This is a genomic window from Streptomyces sp. MI02-7b (assembly GCF_033793585.1).
Lineage (GTDB): Bacteria > Actinomycetota > Actinomycetes > Streptomycetales > Streptomycetaceae > Actinacidiphila.
In genome coordinates this window covers 216,284-233,207 of the sequence record NZ_JARAWX010000006.1, presented here as the reverse complement: position 1 = coordinate 233,207, position 16,924 = coordinate 216,284, and the positions used below count along the sequence as shown (strand labels likewise).

Below are 16,924 nucleotides of genomic sequence, written 5' to 3'. Positions count from 1 at the left end.
CGGGACGGGGTCATCCGGCCGCGCCTCCGCCGGAGGGGACGGCGGCGGGCTCGTCCTGGCCGGACATCAGACGGCGGTACTCCGCGGAGGTGGCGAGCAGTTCGTGGTGCGTGCCGACCTCGGTGACCCGGCCGTCGGCCATCAGGGCGACGCGGTCGGCCAGCATCACCGTGGAAGGACGGTGGGCCACGACCAGCGCGGTGGTGGTGGCGAGCACCTGGCGCAGGGCGGCCTCGACCAGGGCCTCGGTGTGGACGTCCAGCGCGGACAGCGGGTCGTCCAGGACGAGGAAGCGCGGCCGTCCCACCACCGCGCGGGCCAGGGCGAGTCGCTGCCGCTGGCCGCCGGACAGGCTCAGGCCCTGTTCGCCGACCTGGGTCTCCACCCCCTGCGGGAGCTTGTGGACGAAGTCGCACTGGGCGATCTCCAGGGCCCGCAGCAGATCGGCCTCGTCCGCGTCGGGGGCGCCCATCAGGACGTTCTCCCGGACGCTGGCGGAGAAGAGCGTGGGCTCCTCGAAGGCCGTGGCCACGATGCGGCGCAGCGCGGACCGGCTCAGCCCGGCGGAGTCGGCGCCGTCCAGGGTGATGCGGCCCCCGGTCGGTTCGTACAGCCGGGGGATCAGCGAGGTGAGCGTGGTCTTGCCGCTGCCCGTGGAGCCGACCAGGGCGACCGTCTCACCGCTGCGGATGTGCAGGTCGATGCCGGTGAGCAGGTCGGGGGTGCCCTCGGGGGCGTCGGGGTAGCGGAAGCGGACACCGGAGAAGCGGATGCCGTCGCCACCCCCGGCCGTCACCTCCGGCCCGGTGCCTTCGCCGGTCTCCGGGGGGATCTCGGAGTCCAGCACCTCGAAGACGCGGTCGGCGGCGGTGGCCGCCTCGTTGCTGAACGACAGCAGCCAGCCCAGCGACTCCACGGGCCAGCGCAGCGCCAGCGCGGTGGAGAGGAAGGCCACCAGCGTGCCGGCGGACAGGTCGCCGTCGGCCACCTGCGTCGCGCCCAGCACCAGCGCCGCGCCGAGCGCCACGTCCGGCAGGGCGGTGATGACCATCCACAGGTCGGCCAGCAGCCGGGCCTTGCGCAGCTCGGTGCCGCGCAGCTCGCGCGACTGGCGGCGGAAGGCCTCGGCCTGGCTGCGGTGCCGGCCGAAGGCCTTGATGATCCGGATGCCGAGCACGGACTCCTCGACCAGCGTGGTCAGGTCGCCGACCTGGTCCTGGGCGAGCCGGGAGGCCTGCTGGTAGCGCGCCTCGAAGTACGCGCAGAGGAACACCAGCGGTACGACGGGCACCAGCAGGATCAGCCCGAGCGACCAGTGCTGGAAGAACAGGATGGCGAAGCCCGCCACGATCGTCGCGCCGTTGACCGCCAGGAAGACCATCGGGAACGTCAGGAACATCCGCAGGATCTGCAGGTCGTTCGTGGCGCGCGAGAGCAGCTGTCCCGATCCCCAGCGGTCGTGGAAGGCCACCGGCAGGCGCTGCAGCCGCTGGTACAGCTCCGCCCGCATGGACGCTTCCAGCCCCGCCATCGGCCGGGCCACCAGCCAGCGCCGTATGCCGAACAGCCCTGCCTCCAGGAGCCCGAGCAGCAGTACGACGCCGCCGCCGAGCCAGACGCCGGAGGGGTCGTGGTCGGCGACCGGGCCGTCCACGATCCACTTCAGGACCAGCGGGATGAGCAGCGCGAGGCACGACGCGACCACGGCCACGCCCGCGGAGCCGAACAGCCGGTGGCTGACCGGTCTGACGTACGGCCACAGGCGCAGCAGGGAGCGGACGGCGGATCGGGGACGGTCGGGCGCGGGATGGATGGTCGACTCAGGCATCGTTTCAGAGAGTACGGCCGACCACTGACAACGCTCATCCGGATTTTCGGCCGAGGTCGCGCACGGCGGGTACCGACAGCAGCGCCGCACAGACCCCCAGGGTCACCACGCCACCGGCCAGCAGGACCGGGCGGGCCCCGAGGATTCCGGCCGCCGGCCCCGCCAGCGCCTGCCCGACGGGCAGCATGGCGACCGACCCCGCGACCTCGTACGCGTGGATCCGGTTGAGGATCTCGCCGGGCACCTGGGTCTGCACGCTGGTGGCCCACATCACACTCCAGAACGCCCAGGCCGTCCCGGCGACCAGCACCGCCGCCGCGACCACCGGCACCGGCAGCCCCGCGCCGACCGCCGCCGGGTAGAGCGCGAACCCGAACAGCGCCAGGGCCCCGCCCCGCAGCGGACGGGCCGGCCGGACCCGGATCGCCAGCAGTCCGCCGAGCGCGGTGCCCGCCCCCAGGGCGGAGGAGACCAGGCCGTACGCCTTCGGACCGTGCGCGGGCAGGATCTCACCGGCCGCCAGCGGGGTCACCGGGCCCATGACCATGATCATGAAGGCCATCCAGATCACGATCACCGACCACATCCAGGTGCGGGCCCGGAACTCCCGCCACCCCTCGGCCAGGTCGGCCCGGAAGCTGCCGCGCCGGACGGCGTCCCGCGGCTCCTCCGCGGTCCGCCCGGGCAGCCGGAGCAGCAGCAGGCAGACCGCGCTCACCGCGTACGTGCCGGCGTGCACGGCGAACACCCCGCCGGAGGAGGCGAACGCCACCAGCACACCGGCCAGCGCCGGGCCCGCCAGCGCCATCAGCGACTCGGCCGTGCGGACGACGCCGTTGGCCTCCTGGACGTCCCGCGCCACCTGCGGGACCGTACTGGCCACCCCTGGCTGGAACATCGCGCCCGCCGCGCCGTTGACCGCGCCGATCAGGCAGATCTGCCACAGCACGACGTGCCCCGAGAAGAACAGGGCCGCCGCCAGGGTCTGCGTGCCCACCCGCACCAGATCCGCGCCGATCATGAGGCCGCGGGCGCTGAAGCGGTCGGCGAGCACCCCGCCGAACACCACCAGCCCCGCGAAGCAGGCGGTGAACGAGGCCATGGCGAAGCCGATGTCGCCCGCGCCGTAGCCGTGCTGGAGGAGTCCGGCCGACAGGGCGACGGGCAGCATCGAGTCGCCGAGCATGGCGACGCTGCGGGCGGTGAAGTAGAGCGCGAACCCCCGTGACCACAGCCGGTCCCGGGGGGTGGCTCCCGCGGTGCGGTCGGAGGCGTGCGGCGGGGAGGGCGGAGATGCGGAGGTCACGGACGACCAGTGTGGACTGGACCAATTGGTCGAGTCCACACCTTCGCCGCGCTGTCTCGCGCCTCAGACCACCCGCAGCAGCAGCACCGTCCGCCCCGGTACCGTCAGGACGTCGCCGGCCCGGTGGCGGGTGCCCGGCGCCTCCGCCTGCTCCTCCAGCGAGGTGTCCAGCAGCAGTTCGTACTCCGCCGCCCACGGCGCGCCCGGCAGCGTGAAGCGGACCGGGCGGTGCGAGGCGTGCAGCACGGCGAGGAAGCTGTCGTCGCGCACCGGCAGCCCCTGCTGGTCGCGGTGCGGGATGTCCGCGCCGGACAGGTACATCCCCAGCGTCGAGTTGGCCCCGTGCCAGTCCGCCTCGGTCATCTCCCGCCCCCGCGCGGTGAACCAGGCCAGGTCCCGCAGCCCGCCGTCGGACTGCGGGCGCCCGGAGAAGAAGGCCCTACGGCGCAGCACCGGATGGCGGCGGCGCAACCGCACCAGCCGCGTGGTCAGGTCGCGCAGCGCGGCCCAGGCCGGGTCCTGCAGCAGCGACCAGTCCATCCAGCCGATCGCGTTGTCCTGGCAGTAGGCGTTGTTGTTGCCGCCCTGGGTGCGCCCCGCCTCGTCCCCGGAGGTCAGCATCGGCACCCCGGTGGACAGCAGCAGGGTGGAGAGCATGTTGCGCAGCTGCCGCCGGCGCAGCGCCGTCACCTGCGGGTCGTCGGTCTCGCCCTCGTGCCCGCAGTTCCAGGAGCGGTTGTCGTTGGTGCCGTCCCGGTTGTCCTCGCCGTTGGCCTCGTTGTGCTTCCTCTCGTAGCTCACCAGGTCGCGCAGGGTGAAGCCGTCGTGCGCGGTGATGAAGTTGACCGAGGCGTACGGCCGGCGGCCGCCCCACGCGTACAGGTCGCTGGAGCCCGACAGCCGGTAGCCGAGGTCGCGCACGTCGTGGTGGGTGCCGCGCCAGAAGTCGCGCACGGTGTCGCGGTAGCGGTCGTTCCACTCCGTCCACAACGGCGGGAAGGCGCCCACCTGGTAGCCGCCGGAGCCGACGTCCCACGGCTCGGCGATCAGCTTGACCCGGCGCAGCACCGGGTCCTGGGCGATGACGGCGAGGAAGGGGGAGAGCATGTCGACGTCGTGCATGGAGCGGGCCAGCGCCGCCGCCAGGTCGAAGCGGAAGCCGTCGACGCCCATCTCGGTGACCCAGTAGCGCAGCGAGTCCGTGATCAGCCGCAGCACCTGGGGCTGCACCACGTGCAGGGTGTTGCCGCAGCCGGTGTAGTCGGCGTAGCGGCGGGGGTCCGCCTGCAGGCGGTAGTAGCCGCGGTTGTCGATGCCGCGCAGGGACAGGGTCGGGCCCAGCTCGCTGCCCTCGGCGGTGTGGTTGTAGACCACGTCGAGGATCACCTCGATGCCCGCGTCGTGCAGCGCGCGCACCATCCGCTTGAACTCGCCGACCTGCTGGCCGCGGCTGCCGGTGGCGGCGTAGCCGGCGTGCGGGGCGAAGTAGCCGACGGAGTTGTAGCCCCAGTAGTTGCGCAGGCCCCGGCGCAGCAGGTGGTCCTCGTGCGCGAACTGGTGCACCGGCAGCAGTTCCACCGCCGTCACGCCGAGTCCCGCCAGGTACTCCACCGCCGCGGGGTGCGCGAGCCCCGCGTAGGTGCCGCGCAGCTCGGGCGGGACGCCCGGGTGGCGCATGGTGAAACCGCGCACGTGCAGCTCGTAGATGACGGAGTCGGCCCACGGCGTCTTGGGGCGCCGGTCGTCCACCCAGGAGTCGTCGTCGTCCACCACCACGCCCTTGGGCACGTGCGGGGCCGAGTCGCGGTTGTCGCGCACGGTGTCGGCGACCGCGCGCTCCGGCCAGTCCCGGACGTGGCCGTACACCTCGGGCGGGAGCGCGAAGTCGCCGTCCACCGCCCGCGCGTACGGGTCGAGCAGCAGCTTGGCCGGATTCCAGCGGGCGCCGGTCCACGGGTCCCAGCGGCCGCCCACCCGGTAGCCGTAGCGGTGCCCCGGCAGGACGCCGGGGACGAAGCCGTGCCAGATCTCATGGGTCAGTTCGGTCAGCGGGATCCTGCTCTCGGCGCCGTCGTCGTCGAACAGGCAGAGTTCGACGGACTCCGCACCGCCCGCCCACAGCGCGAAATTGGTGCCCGGCCGCCCGTCCGGGCCGAGGTGGAAACGGGCCCCCAGCGGCTGCGGGCTGCCCGGCCAGACCTCCCGCGCCGGCTCCGGCTCGGCGGCCGCCGGATCGGAGTGCGGGCGGGGGAGGGGCACGGACAGGGGAGCGATCGGGGGGCCGACCGGGCGCAGCATGCCGGCCCGCTCGGCCGTATCGTCCTGGCGCGTCTCTGACACGTGCTCGCCTCCTGCGGCTCGGGGGACGCCGGTCCTGGCCGCGCCGGCCAGGTCCGTCGCGGCACGGTGTCCCTCCCGTGCCCGCGTCGCGCCCTCCCGCTTTACTTTCCCGTTCCCCGCGGGACGTCACACGTGTGATCGATCGCCAGCGTCGGCACGTTTCCCCGCGGCCCCCCGGTCGTTGACCCTGCGTGACGACTGCGGTGCGGCGCGCTGTGCGCGCGGGGGTGGGATCGACCGCCGCCATATGGATGGGTCTGGTGCTGACGGCGTGCGGGCTCGGCTTCGCGCCGGGGGAGGGCGGTACCGCCGCGGACCGCGCTCCGAAGCTGTCGCAGGCTCAGATCCGGATCACGCCGGGTGACGGGGCCCGCGACGTGCGACCCGACGATCCGTTCACCGTCGAGGCGGAGCACGGCCGGCTCAGCTCCGTGCGGGTGGCCGACGGCGAGGGGACCGGGATCGACGGCGTGCTCAGCGCCGACCGCACCCGCTGGCAGCCCCGCGACCGGCTGGCGCTGTCGGCGAAGTACACCGTGGACGCGGTCGCGGTGGACGGAGACGGCCGCCGCGCGGCCAAACACGCGGTCTTCACCACCCTCGTCCCGCAGAACACCCTGGTCGGCTACTTCACGCCGGAGGACGGCCAGACAGTGGGCACCGGCATGATCGTGTCCCTGGACTTCAACCGGCCGGTGGCCGACCGCGCGGCCGTCGAGCGGGCGATCTCCGTGACCTCGGAGCCGGCCGTCGACGTCGCGCCGCACTGGTTCGGCGACCAGCGTCTGGACTTCCGGCCCCGCTACCGCTGGCAGCCCGGCACCGAGGTCACCCTCGCGCTGCGGCTGCGCGACGTGGAGGCCGCGCCCGAGGTGTACGGGGTGCAGCACAAGGACGTGCGCTTCACCGTCGGCCGGGACCAGACCAGCGTCGTCGACGCGGCGACCCACACCATGACGGTGCGCCGGGCCGGGCAGGTGTTCCGCGTCCTGCCGATCTCGGCCGGCGCGCCCGACAACCCCACGTACAACGGCGCCATGGTGGTCTCCGAGAAGCTGCGGCTGACCCGGATGAACGGCGACACCGTCGGTTTCGGCGGCGAGTACGACATCCCGGACGTCCCGCACGCCCTGCGCCTGACCCGCTCCGGCACCTTCGTGCACGGCAGTTACTGGGCGGCCCCCGGCACCTTCGGCTCCGCCAACACCAGCCACGGCTGCGTCGGCCTGTACGACGTGAAGGGCGGCGGGGACGCCACTCCGGCGGGCTGGTTCTTCGACCACACGCTCGTCGGGGACATGGTCACGGTGGTCAACTCCCACGACCGCACCGTCGCCCCGGACAACGGGCTGGGCGGCTGGAACCTGTCCTGGCAGCAGTGGCGGTCCGGCGGCTGAACACCCGCTGCGGCAGGGCCCGGTGATCGGGACGGAACGGTGACATTACCGGGACCTGCCGGACCTCCTTCCTGTGGTTGGCTGATCCGAGAGTGAGGGGGACTCACACGGGCACGGCCGGGCATGGGGAGAGAAGAGTTGAAGGCGATACAGGGAGCGCCGGGCGCCAAGCGCACCACCTTGGCCCTGGCGACGGGGGCGATGCTGCTGCTGGTGACCGCCTGCGGTGGCAGCGCGAGCGGGAACAGCAAGGACGGCGGCGACCAGGCCAAGCCGGGGGCGTCGGCGTCGGCGAGCGGCGGCACCGGTGACACCACCGAGTCGCAGGCCGTCGTGACGATCGCGCCGGAGGACGGCGCGGACGACGTGGCCACCACGGGGGCGCTGAAGATCACCGCGGGCAAGGGCAAGTTGACCTCGGTGGTGGTGAAGACGGCCAAGGGCGAACCGGTCGACGGGGAGATATCCGCCGACGGCACCGGATGGGAGCCGTCCGAGACGCTGGGCGCGTCGACCAAGTACACGGTGGACGCCATAGCCAAGGACAGCGCGGGACGCGAGTCCGCCAAGCACGCGAGCTTCACCACGGTCACCCCGAAGGACACCTTCATCGGCTTCTTCACCCCGGAGGACGGTCAGACGATCGGCACGGGGATGGAGGTCTCCCTCAACTTCAACCGCCCCATCAAGGACAAGAAGGCCGTCGAGAAGGCCATCGCGGTCACCGCGAGCCCGTCCGTCCCGGTCGCCGGCCACTGGTACGGCAACCAGCGCATCGACTTCCGCCCGGAGAAGTACTGGGCGAAGGGCACCAAGATCACGCTGTCCCTGCGGCTGAACGGCGTCGAGGGCGCGGACGGCGTCTACGGCACCCAGTCCAAGGACGTCCACTACACCGTGGGCCGCAGCCAGGTCAGCATCGTCGACGCGGCGAAGCACACCATGAAGGTCTACCGCGACGGCAGGCTGCTGCGGACCATACCGATCACCTCCGGTGGTCCGGGAACGACCACGTACAACGGCAAGATGGTCATCACCGAGCGCTACCCGGTCACCCGTATGAACGGCGACACGGTGGGCTTCGGCGGCGAGTACGACATCAAGGACGTGCCGCACGCGCAGCGCCTGACCACCTCGGGCACCTTCGTCCACGGCAACTACTGGGCGAGCCCCTCCACCTTCGGCAACGCCAACGTCAGCCACGGCTGCGTCGGTCTGCAGGACGTGCGCGGCGGCAGCAGCAGCAGTCCGTCGGGCTGGTTCTACGACAACTCGATGATCGGGGACGTCGTCGAGGTGAAGAACTCCAAGGACAAGACGGTGCAGTGGTGGAACGGGCTCAACGGCTGGAACATGCCGTGGAGCGAGTGGACCGCCGCCTCCTGACAGCGGGCGCCGTGCCCGTGAGGCACGTCGCAGCGTAAACGGGCGTTCACGGATACCCTCGTCGGCCATGACAGTCAATCTTGAGGTCGACGAGGGTGTCGGCACCATTCGCCTGGACCGCCCCCCGATGAACGCGCTGGACGTCGCGACACAGGACCGGCTCCGCGAGGTCGCGGAGGAGGCGGCCCGGCGCGACGACGTCCGGGCCGTGGTGGTCTGGGGCGGCGAGAAGGTGTTCGCGGCGGGCGCGGACATCAAGGAGATGCAGGCCATGGACTACGAGGCCATGGCCGTCCGGGCCCGCGCGCTGCAGGACTCCTTCACGGCGGTGGCCCGGATCCCCAAGCCGGTGGTCGCCGCCGTGACGGGTTACGCGCTGGGCGGCGGCTGTGAACTCGCCCTGTGCGCCGACATCCGGATCGCCGGGGAGAACGCGAAGCTCGGCCAGCCGGAGATCCTGCTCGGCCTGATCCCGGGCGCCGGCGGCACCCAGCGGCTGTCCCGGCTGGTCGGGCCGTCCAAGGCCAAGGACCTCATCTTCACCGGCCGCATGGTGCCGGCGGACGAGGCGCTGACGATCGGTCTGGTGGACAAGGTGGTCCCCGCCGAGCAGGTGTACGCCGAGGCGCGCGCCTGGGCGGAGCGCCTGGCCCGCGGCCCGGCGCTGGCGCTGCGCGCCGCGAAGGAGGCGGTCGACGCCGGCCTGGAGACCGATCTGGAGACCGGCCTGACGATCGAACGCAACCTCTTCGCGGGGCTGTTCGCCACCGAGGACCGCACGACGGGCATGCGCAGCTTCGTCGAGGAGGGGCCCGGCAAGGCGAAGTTCCTTTAGCCCCCACCCGGTTGAGTGACCTTCGGAACCGGCCCGGTCGCCTTAAGGGAACCTTAAGCAGACCTTAAGGCGACCCGCGCCGGATGGGTTGACAGGCCGCCGTCAGGACGCGGTCGTCGCAGGTGAAGGGCATGGTGGGAGATCCATTTTTGCCCTTGACATATGTCAAAACGACTACTCGGAACATCCCATTCCGCCCGGCCAATTCCCCCGATCCGCCCCGAACCGCCGCTCGGGGCGGTCATCATGAGGGCATGGCGGGGCAGCAGGGAGCATCGGAACAGCCGCAGCGGGTGACGATCCCGGCTGCGGGGCGGCCGCCCGCGGCGGCCGACGAACTGGCGGCATCCCTCGATCTGGTGGGGAACCCGTCCGAGGGCGAGGTGCCGCTCACCTCGCGCCCGGAGTCCGCGGCCACCGCACGCCGGCTGGCGCTGTCGGTGCTGCGGCTGTGGGGCCTGCCGCAGTTCAACGACGTGGTCGAGTTACTCGTCTCCGAGCTCGTCGGCAATGCCGTCCGGCACACCGGAGCCCGCACCTTCGGCCTGCGCATGCTGCGCCGCCGCGGCTGGATCCGGGTCGAGGTGCGCGACCCGTCCCGGGCGCTGCCCTGTCTCATGCCGGTGCGGGAGATGGACATCAGCGGCCGCGGGCTGTTCCTGGTGGACAAGCTCGCCGACCGCTGGGGCGTGGATCTGCTGCCGCGCGGAAAGACCACCTGGTTCGAAATGCGCGTCATGGACCGTTGAACACAAAGTGAACTTCACGCCTGCGTTTACAAGGTCAGTGGCCCACCTCACGCACACATCGTGAGGTCTGGGGTGGGGAATGACGTATAGTTGTGCGTAACGACCCCATCGACCCGGCTCGGTCGTTCCAGGACGTCATGGATCACACCCCCTGGTTCCATGACGAATGAGAGGCCCCCACTCCGCCGAACAACGGCGCGCAGGGGGCCTCTTTCGCACGGGGGTCCCGCGTGGCCGGCCGTGCCGCGCGGACACGCCGACGAACGGGTGAGCATCCCCGGCGCCGGGCCGGACCGGGGTGATCGTGATCGTATGACCACACTGCGTATGCTGCGCCGGCTGAGCGCCGCCGCGCTTCCGCTGGGCGCCCTCGCCCTCCCGCTGTGCGCCACCGCCGACGCCGTCGCCCCCGGGCTTGCCGACGCCGCCGAGTGGTGCCCCCTCGTTCCCGACCGGCTCTACGCTGCGGCGGAGACCGATGTGGACCTCGCCAGGATGCGCCCGGACGCGCCCGCCTGGCGCGCCAACTGCCGTGCCCTGTACCGGTCCGACGACCGGTCGCCCGCGGTGGTCTTCAAGGAGGGCCTGCGCCCGGCCGACACCCACGGCCAGTACGACCTGAGGTCCTACGCCCAGCGCGACCAGCCGGCGCCCTACGTGGCCGCCACCTACGACCGGGAGGCCTACCGCCGGCAGGGCGCGGCCTACCACTACTGGATCGACGCCCCCGGCGGCATCGACGTCAACGCCACCCTCGGCACCCGTACGGTGCGCGCGCCGCAGACGGGCATCGCCTTTCCCGGAGGCATCGCGCGGCAGTTCGTCGTCAAGGGCTGCCCGGTGGACCCCGCGACCCGGACCGAGATCACCGCCCGGTGCGTGACCAATCCCGACTACGCCCCCTGGCGCGGCTGGCCCGCCCCGGCCTGGACCGGCGTGCCGGAACCGGGCGTCCCGGCCGGGGCCACGACGTCGACGCCCGCCTCGACGGGCTGACGCGCGGGTGCGGTGACCGGCCGCGGCCGGCCACCGCACCCGGGAAGAACGCGGGCCCCGTGGGGGGCCGGAACCACGGGTTCCGGCCCCCCACGGGGCCCTTGTCCGGCGGACGGTCAGCCGCGCCGCAGCACCGTCGTCAGCACCCCGGCCACGGTGGCCTCGGGGTCGTCCACGGCGTCCTCGGCGCGCCACGCGACGAAGCCGTCCGGGCGGACCATGATCGCGCCGCGCGGCGACACACCGTGCAGGGCGGCCCAGTCCGTGTCGCCCTCCGGGGTCAGGTCGGCCTCGGCGGAGCCGCCGAGACGGTACGCGGCCAGCGGCACACCGAGGCGCGCGCCGGCCGTGCGGGCGGCGTCGTGCCACGCCCGGCCCTCGGCGCCGTCACCGCAGAGCAGCACCATGGAGCGCTCGTAGAGGTCCAGCGTGGAGCGGCGCTCGCCGTCCGGCGCCGTCGCCCACAGGTGCGGGGCGCGCCCGCCGGGCTCGGCGACCGGGCGGAAGTCCTCCGGGACGACCGACCGGCCGGGGTCGCCGCCGAGGAAGGCGCCCTCGGGGTAGCGGTAGCCGAGGGCGACCACGAGCACGCCCTTCTGCGGGCCGCCGCCCGCCGGCGGGGCGTACCCGGGGTGGGCGTGCTCGGCGGAACGGGCCGAGGCCCGCTCGCTGGTCGCCACCGCGACCGGGCGGCGCTCCGCCTCGTAGGTCTCCAGCAGCCCGGGCCCGGCCCAGCCGCCGACGACCGCCGCGAGCTTCCAGGCCAGGTTGTGGGCGTCCTGGATGCCGGTGTTGGAGCCGAACGCGCCGGTCGGGGACATCTCGTGGGCGGAGTCGCCGGCGAGCAGCACCCGGCCGCGGCCGTAGGAGTCGGCGACGCGCTCGGCGGCCCGCCAGGGGGCGCGGCCGGTGATCTCGATCTCCAGGTCGGGCACGCCCACCGCGGTGCGGATGTGGGCGATGAGCCGCTGGTCGGTGAAGTCCTCGATCTTCTCGCCCTGTTCGGGGTGCCAAGGGGCGTGGAAGACCCAGTTCTCCTGGTTGTCGACGGGCAGCAGCACCCCGTCGGCCTCGGGGTTGGTCAGGTAGCAGGCGATGAAGTGCCGGTCGCCGACGGCCTCGGCCAGGCGCTTGGCCCGGAACGTGGCGCTGATGTTGGCGAACAGGTCGCCCCGGCCGCTGTGGCCGATCCCCAGCCGCTCGCGCACGGGACTGCGCGGGCCGTCGGCGGCGACCAGGTAGTCCGCGCGCACCGTGCGGCGCGCGCCGGTCTCCCGGTCCAGCAGTTCGGCCGTGACGCCGGCACCGTCGGCGGACTGCTCGAAGGAGAGCATCTCGGTGCTGAAGGCCAGGTCGCCGCCCAGGTCGCGGGCGTACTTCAGCAGCACCGGCTCCAGGTCGTTCTGGCTGCACAGGCACCAGCCGCTGGGGCTGATCCCGGCGAGCCGGCCGCCCGGGTCGATGTTCCGGAAGAGCCACTCGGCGTTGGCCGAGGTCAGCGACTCGGCCTGGAGGATGCCGTGGTTGTCGGCGAGTACGGAGGCGGCCTGCCGGATCAACTGCTCGGCGCCCGCCGTGCGGAACACCTCCATGGTCCGCAGGTTGTTGCCGCGGCCGCGGGGGTGGATGGACGTTCCCGGGTGCTTCTCGACGAGGAGGTGCCGGACGCCGAGCCGGCCCAGGAAGACTGAGGTGGAGAGCCCGACGAGGGAGCCCCCCACGATGAGGACCGGGACCCGGTCTTCGGCCTGTGGAGTCATAGCTCCCTTGATGCCCGATAACGGAGCGTATTTGCGCCCATCACCCAATCGGATCACATATCTCGCACCGGTTGGGCCACCACAGCACGATCAATGGACGACGGACCTCGGGGTTGCTCGCTCTCGAAAGAGGTGGAATATGACACCCCTGGCCGAAAAGGTCTCGCAGTCCGCGCTCGATGGCACTCGCCTGCGCGTCGTCCTCATGCTGGATGTCGAGGACGGTGCCGAGCAGCGGTTTCTTGACGCGTATGACCAAATGTGCCGCCATGTCGCTGCCGTGCCCGGGCACGTCAGCGACCAGCTTTGCCAGTCGATCGAGAATCCCTCGCAATGGCTGATCACCAGTGAGTGGGACAGTGCGCTGCACTTCCTGGCCTGGGTGGACAGCCCGACCCATCTGGAGATGGTGCAGCCGATGCACGGCTGCGTGAAGGACACCCGCTCGCTGCGCTTCGGCGTGCTGCGGGAGACCCGTACCTCGTACGAGCCGGGTCTCCTGCAGTCCGTGCCGAGGGTCGGCGACGGGCTGAACCGCCACGCCATCACCTTCACCGTGAAGCCCGGCAGCGAGGCGGCGGTCGCCGACATCCTGTCCGGCTACACCTCACCGCAGGCGCAGGTCGACGAGACCACGCGGCTGCACCGCACCTCGCTGTTCATGCACGGCAACCGTGTCGTGCGAGCGGTGGAGGTGGAGGGCGACCTGATCCGGGCGCTGCGCCACGTGGCGCGGCAGCCGGAGGTGCAGGAGGTCGAGGAGGCCATCAACCCCTACCTCGAGGCACACCGCGACCTCAGCGACCCCAGTTCCGCACGGGAGTTCTTCGCCCGCGCGGCACTGCCGGCCGTGCACCACGTCGCCAAGGGCGCCGACCGGCCGGAGACCCTGCGCCGGCACGCCCTGTTCTACCCCGCCAAGGACGGCTGCGGGCCCTCCGTCGCCAAGATGCTGGCGGCGCAGGACGAACAGGCGGTGGAGGACCCGAAGGGCCCGCTCGCGCGCAGCACGGTCTACCTGCGCGAGGACATCGTCGTCCGACTCATCGACCTGCGGATGCCGGTCGAGGAGGCGCCCCTGATCGCGGTCGGGGCCGCCGGCCGGCACAAGGCGAGCGTGCTCGCCAGACTGCTGGACGTCGGCCCGGACCTGGACGTCTCGAGCGACCTGGGCCTCAAGCGGTTCCTCAACGAGTGCGACATGCGGATGCTCACCGACCGGCGAGCCCCCGTGAACGCGCCCGCGTCCTGACCCACCCCCACACCCGCCATCGCAACCGGCAGGTACCGGCCGGCCCCGGGTACGCCCGGGGCCGGCCCGGCCGGAGGAGAGAAGCATGGATGACCTGCTGACGAACGACCGGAGCAACCGGGACGTTCCGTTCACCCCGACGATCGTGAATCTCGGCGACACCGCGCCCAACCGCCGCCGCGGCGGTGACCTGCGGGCGATGCTCACCCCGACCGCGGTCGGCGCCACGAGCGGTTTCATGGGCGTGGCGCTCGTGCAGCCCGGCGAGCGGATCGGCGAGCACTACCACCCGTACTCCGAGGAGTTCGTGTACGTGGAGTGCGGCTCCCTGGAGGTCGACCTCGACGGGGTGCCGTGCCCGCTCCGGCCCGAGCAGGGCCTGATGATCCCCCCGTACGTCCGGCACCGGTTCCGCAACGTCGGCAGCACCGAGGCCCGGCTCGTCTTCCACCTCGGCCCGCTCGCCCCGCGGCCCGAACTCGGCCACGTGGACACCGAGGTCACGGAGGCCACCGGGTCCACCGCGGCCACTCACGGGTCCGATACACACCAGGGCCCGGCGTCATGACCCGCCGGGTGGCGGTCACCGGGGCAGGTGTCGTCGCCCCCGGCGGTGTCGGGGTCCCCGCGTTCTGGGAGCTTCTCACCGCCGGCCGTACGGCGACCCGCGGGATCACGCTCTTCGACGCGACGGGTTTCCGGTCCCGCATAGCCGCCGAGGTCGACTTCGACCCTGCGGCCTGCGGCCTGAGCCCCAAGGACACCGAACGCGCCGACCGGTACGTCCAGTTCGCGCTCGTCGCGGCCGCCGAGGCGCTGCGCGACGCCGGACTGGACCTGGACGACGAGGACCCGTGGCGGGTCGGGGTGTCGCTCGGCACCGCCGTCGGCGGCACCACCCGGCTCGAACACGACTACATACGCGTCAGCGCGTCCGGTGCCCGCTGGGACGTCGACCACACCAAGGCCGGCGCCCATCTCCACCGGGCGTTCGCACCCAGCGCGCTCGCCTCCGAGATAGCCGAGCGGCACGGCGCCCGCGGGCCCGTGCAGACCGTCTCCACCGGCTGCACCTCGGGCCTGGACGCGGTGGGCTACGCCTTCCACACCATCGAGGAGGGACGCGCCGACATCGTCATCGCCGGCGCCTCGGACTCCCCGATATCCCCGATCACGGTGGCCTGCTTCGACGCCATCAAGGCCACCTCGCCCAACAACGACGACCCGGCCCACGCCTCCCGGCCCTTCGACGCCCGCCGCGACGGCTTCGTCATGGGCGAGGGCGGCGCCGTCCTCATCCTGGAGGACCTGGAGCACGCCCGGGCCCGCGGGGCCCGCATCTACTGCGAGATCGGCGGCTACGCCACCTACGGCAACGCCTACCACATGACCGGTCTCACCACCGAGGGCCTGGAGATGTCCGAGGCCATCGACCGCGCCCTGGACCACGCGCGGCTCGACCCCCGGGACGTGGACTACGTCAACGCCCACGGCTCCGGCACCAAGCAGAACGACCGCCACGAGACCGCCGCGGTCAAGCGCTCCCTCGGCGAGCACGCCTACTCCACGCCCATGAGCTCCATCAAGTCCATGGTGGGCCACTCCCTCGGTGCCATCGGCGCGATCGAACTCGCCGCCTGCACCCTCGCCCTCGCCCACGGCGTGGTCCCGCCGACCGCCAACTACGAGACCCCGGACCCCGAGTGCGACCTGGACTACGTCCCGCGCACCGCCCGCGAACTCAAGCTGCGCACCGTGCTGTCCGTCGGCAGCGGGTTCGGCGGCTTCCAGTCCGCGGTGGTCCTCAACCGACCGGAGGGTAGCCAGCGATGAGAAGCCGAGCGGTGGTCACCGGCATAGGCGTGGTCGCGCCCAACGGCATCGGTGCGGACGCCTTCTGGAAGGCGACCCGGGAGGGCGTCGCCGTTCTCGACTCGGTCAGCCGCGAGGGCTGCCAGGACCTTCCGCTGCGCGTCGCCGGAGAGGTGCGCGGCTTCGACGTCTCCGCGGTCGTCGAGGAGCGCTACACCGTCCAGACCGACCGGTTCACCCACTTCGCGATGGCGGCGGCGGACCAGGCGGTGGCCGACTCCGGCCTGCGCCCGGACGAGAACGCCCCCTTCGACATCGGTGTGGTGACCGCGGCCTGCTCCGGCGGCGGCGAGTTCGGCCAGCGCGAACTGCAGCACCTGTGGGGACAGGGACCGAACTTCGTCGGCCCCTACCAGTCCATCGCGTGGTTCTACGCGGCGAGCACCGGCCAGATCTCCATCCGCGGCGGATTCAAGGGTCCCTGCGGCGTCGTCGCCAGCGACGAGGCCGGCGGCCTGGACGCCATCGCGCACGCCTGCCGCAACATCACCCGTGGCACCGGCACCCGGGCCGTCGTCGTCGGCGCCGCCGAGGCGCCGCTGGCGCCGTACTCGGGCGTGTGCCAGCTCGGCTACCGGGAACTGAGCCTGGAGACCGAACCCGACCGGGCCTACCTGCCCTTCACCGACCGGGCCCGCGGCTTCGCCCCCGCCGAGGGCGGCGCCATGCTCGTCGTCGAGGACGCCGAGCACGCCGCCCGCCGCGGAGCCGAGGCCCGGGCCGTCATCGCCGGGCACGGTGCCACCTTCACCGGGGCCTCCCAGTGGGACAGGTCCCGCGAAGGCCTGGCCAGGGCGATCCGCGACGCCCTCGCCGAAGCGCAGTGCGCGCCCGAGGACATCGACGTCGTCTTCGCCGACGCGCTCGGCACCGTCGAGGCCGACCGGGCCGAGGTGCTGGCGCTCGGCGACGCCCTGGGACCGTGGGCCGCCCGCGTCCCCGTCACCGCCCCCAAGACCGGCACCGGCCGCGCCTACTGCGGCGCCCCGGTGCTCGACGTGGCCGCCGCCGTGCTCGCCCTGCGGGACCAGGTGGTCCCCCCGACCCCCAACGTCACCGACATCTGCCACGACCTCGATCTGGTCACCGGCCGGCCCCGCCCGGCGGACCTGCGCACCGCGCTGGTCCTCAGCCGCGGCCTCATGGGCTCCAACTCGGCCCTCGTGGTCCGGGCTTGAGGCCCGTCCCGTCCATCCAAGGAGA

13 protein-coding genes are annotated in these 16,924 nt (G+C 72.6%); 9 read left to right on the top strand and 4 right to left on the bottom strand.

Features of this window, described 5'->3' with window-relative positions; translation table 11 throughout:
• Nucleotides 1–10 precede the first annotated feature (10 nt).
• From PV364_RS12195 to glgX, 3 genes are all read right to left on the bottom strand, one after another.
• A complete protein-coding gene (locus PV364_RS12195) occupies nt 11–1,828 on the bottom strand; it encodes an ABC transporter ATP-binding protein (RefSeq protein WP_319659894.1) in 1,818 nt (605 codons plus the stop codon).
• A gap of 34 nt (nt 1,829–1,862) precedes the next feature.
• Entirely contained in the window at nt 1,863–3,134 is a 1,272-nt protein-coding gene (locus PV364_RS12190) for an MFS transporter (protein ID WP_401978949.1), read from the bottom strand.
• 63 nt (nt 3,135–3,197) lie between these two features.
• A complete protein-coding gene (glgX, locus tag PV364_RS12185) occupies nt 3,198–5,474 on the bottom strand; it encodes a glycogen debranching protein GlgX (RefSeq protein ID WP_319659893.1) in 2,277 nt (758 codons plus the stop codon).
• A gap of 251 nt (nt 5,475–5,725) precedes the next feature.
• Here glgX and PV364_RS12180 point away from each other — a divergent pair, with 251 nt between their 5' ends.
• The 5 genes from PV364_RS12180 to PV364_RS12160 all read left to right on the top strand — a co-directional run bounded on the left by PV364_RS12180 (nt 5,726) and on the right by PV364_RS12160 (nt 10,837).
• Entirely contained in the window at nt 5,726–6,871 is a 1,146-nt protein-coding gene (locus PV364_RS12180; protein WP_401978968.1) for an Ig-like domain-containing protein, read from the top strand.
• A 201-nt stretch (nt 6,872–7,072) separates the two neighbouring features.
• Nucleotides 7,073–8,257 carry an Ig-like domain-containing protein gene (locus tag PV364_RS12175; RefSeq protein WP_401978966.1) on the top strand — a complete coding sequence of 395 codons (1,185 nt, stop codon included), beginning with the start codon at nt 7,073–7,075 and terminating at the stop codon, nt 8,255–8,257.
• A 67-nt stretch (nt 8,258–8,324) separates the two neighbouring features.
• The gene (locus PV364_RS12170; protein WP_319659890.1) at nt 8,325–9,092 is read left to right on the top strand and encodes an enoyl-CoA hydratase/isomerase family protein; all 768 of its coding nucleotides are present in this window, start codon (nt 8,325–8,327) and stop codon (nt 9,090–9,092) included.
• A 254-nt stretch (nt 9,093–9,346) separates the two neighbouring features.
• Complete coding sequence (locus tag PV364_RS12165; RefSeq protein WP_401978946.1) at nt 9,347–9,841, top strand: ATP-binding protein; 495 nt, start codon at nt 9,347–9,349, stop codon at nt 9,839–9,841.
• Between the two features lie 312 nt (nt 9,842–10,153).
• Nucleotides 10,154–10,837, top strand: coding sequence for a hypothetical protein (locus tag PV364_RS12160; protein ID WP_319659889.1), 684 nt, complete (start codon nt 10,154–10,156; stop codon nt 10,835–10,837).
• 116 nt (nt 10,838–10,953) lie between these two features.
• Here PV364_RS12160 and PV364_RS12155 read toward each other — a convergent pair whose 3' ends face one another.
• Nucleotides 10,954–12,597, bottom strand: coding sequence for an FAD-dependent monooxygenase (locus tag PV364_RS12155; protein WP_319659888.1), 1,644 nt, complete (start codon nt 12,595–12,597; stop codon nt 10,954–10,956).
• 139 nt (nt 12,598–12,736) lie between these two features.
• Between PV364_RS12155 and PV364_RS12150 the strand changes: the two genes are divergently transcribed.
• From PV364_RS12150 to PV364_RS12135, 4 genes are all read left to right on the top strand, one after another.
• Nucleotides 12,737–13,849: a SchA/CurD-like domain-containing protein gene (locus PV364_RS12150; RefSeq protein ID WP_319659887.1), complete on the top strand. Its 1,113-nt coding sequence runs from the start codon at nt 12,737–12,739 to the stop codon at nt 13,847–13,849.
• Nucleotides 13,850–13,934: 85 nt separating this feature from the next.
• On the top strand, nt 13,935–14,417 hold the full coding sequence (locus tag PV364_RS12145; protein WP_319659886.1) for a cupin domain-containing protein: 483 nt from the start codon (nt 13,935–13,937) through the stop codon (nt 14,415–14,417).
• Complete coding sequence (locus PV364_RS12140; RefSeq protein WP_319659885.1) at nt 14,414–15,682, top strand: beta-ketoacyl-[acyl-carrier-protein] synthase family protein; 1,269 nt, start codon at nt 14,414–14,416, stop codon at nt 15,680–15,682. The genes PV364_RS12145 and PV364_RS12140 overlap by 4 nt, the downstream gene beginning before the upstream one ends.
• Nucleotides 15,679–16,899 carry a ketosynthase chain-length factor gene (locus tag PV364_RS12135; protein ID WP_319659884.1) on the top strand — a complete coding sequence of 407 codons (1,221 nt, stop codon included), beginning with the start codon at nt 15,679–15,681 and terminating at the stop codon, nt 16,897–16,899. Before PV364_RS12140 ends, PV364_RS12135 begins: the two co-directional genes overlap by 4 nt.
• Nucleotides 16,900–16,924: the final 25 nt, after the last annotated feature.

Bases quoted from the DNA above. Each gene is read 5' to 3' on its own strand.
- PV364_RS12155 (WP_319659888.1), bottom strand. From the start codon at position 12,597: ATGACTCCACAGGCCGAAGACCGGGTCCCGGTCCTCATCGTGGGGGGC.
- PV364_RS12145 (WP_319659886.1), top strand. From the start codon at position 13,935: ATGGATGACCTGCTGACGAACGACCGGAGCAACCGGGACGTTCCGTTC.
- PV364_RS12165 (WP_401978946.1), top strand. From the start codon at position 9,347: ATGGCGGGGCAGCAGGGAGCATCGGAACAGCCGCAGCGGGTGACGATC.
- PV364_RS12160 (WP_319659889.1), top strand. From the start codon at position 10,154: ATGACCACACTGCGTATGCTGCGCCGGCTGAGCGCCGCCGCGCTTCCG.
- PV364_RS12170 (WP_319659890.1), top strand. From the start codon at position 8,325: ATGACAGTCAATCTTGAGGTCGACGAGGGTGTCGGCACCATTCGCCTG.
- PV364_RS12175 (WP_401978966.1), top strand. From the start codon at position 7,073: ATGCTGCTGCTGGTGACCGCCTGCGGTGGCAGCGCGAGCGGGAACAGC.
- PV364_RS12195 (WP_319659894.1), bottom strand. From the start codon at position 1,828: ATGCCTGAGTCGACCATCCATCCCGCGCCCGACCGTCCCCGATCCGCC.
- PV364_RS12135 (WP_319659884.1), top strand. From the start codon at position 15,679: ATGAGAAGCCGAGCGGTGGTCACCGGCATAGGCGTGGTCGCGCCCAAC.
- PV364_RS12150 (WP_319659887.1), top strand. From the start codon at position 12,737: ATGACACCCCTGGCCGAAAAGGTCTCGCAGTCCGCGCTCGATGGCACT.
- PV364_RS12140 (WP_319659885.1), top strand. From the start codon at position 14,414: ATGACCCGCCGGGTGGCGGTCACCGGGGCAGGTGTCGTCGCCCCCGGC.
- PV364_RS12180 (WP_401978968.1), top strand. From the start codon at position 5,726: ATGGGTCTGGTGCTGACGGCGTGCGGGCTCGGCTTCGCGCCGGGGGAG.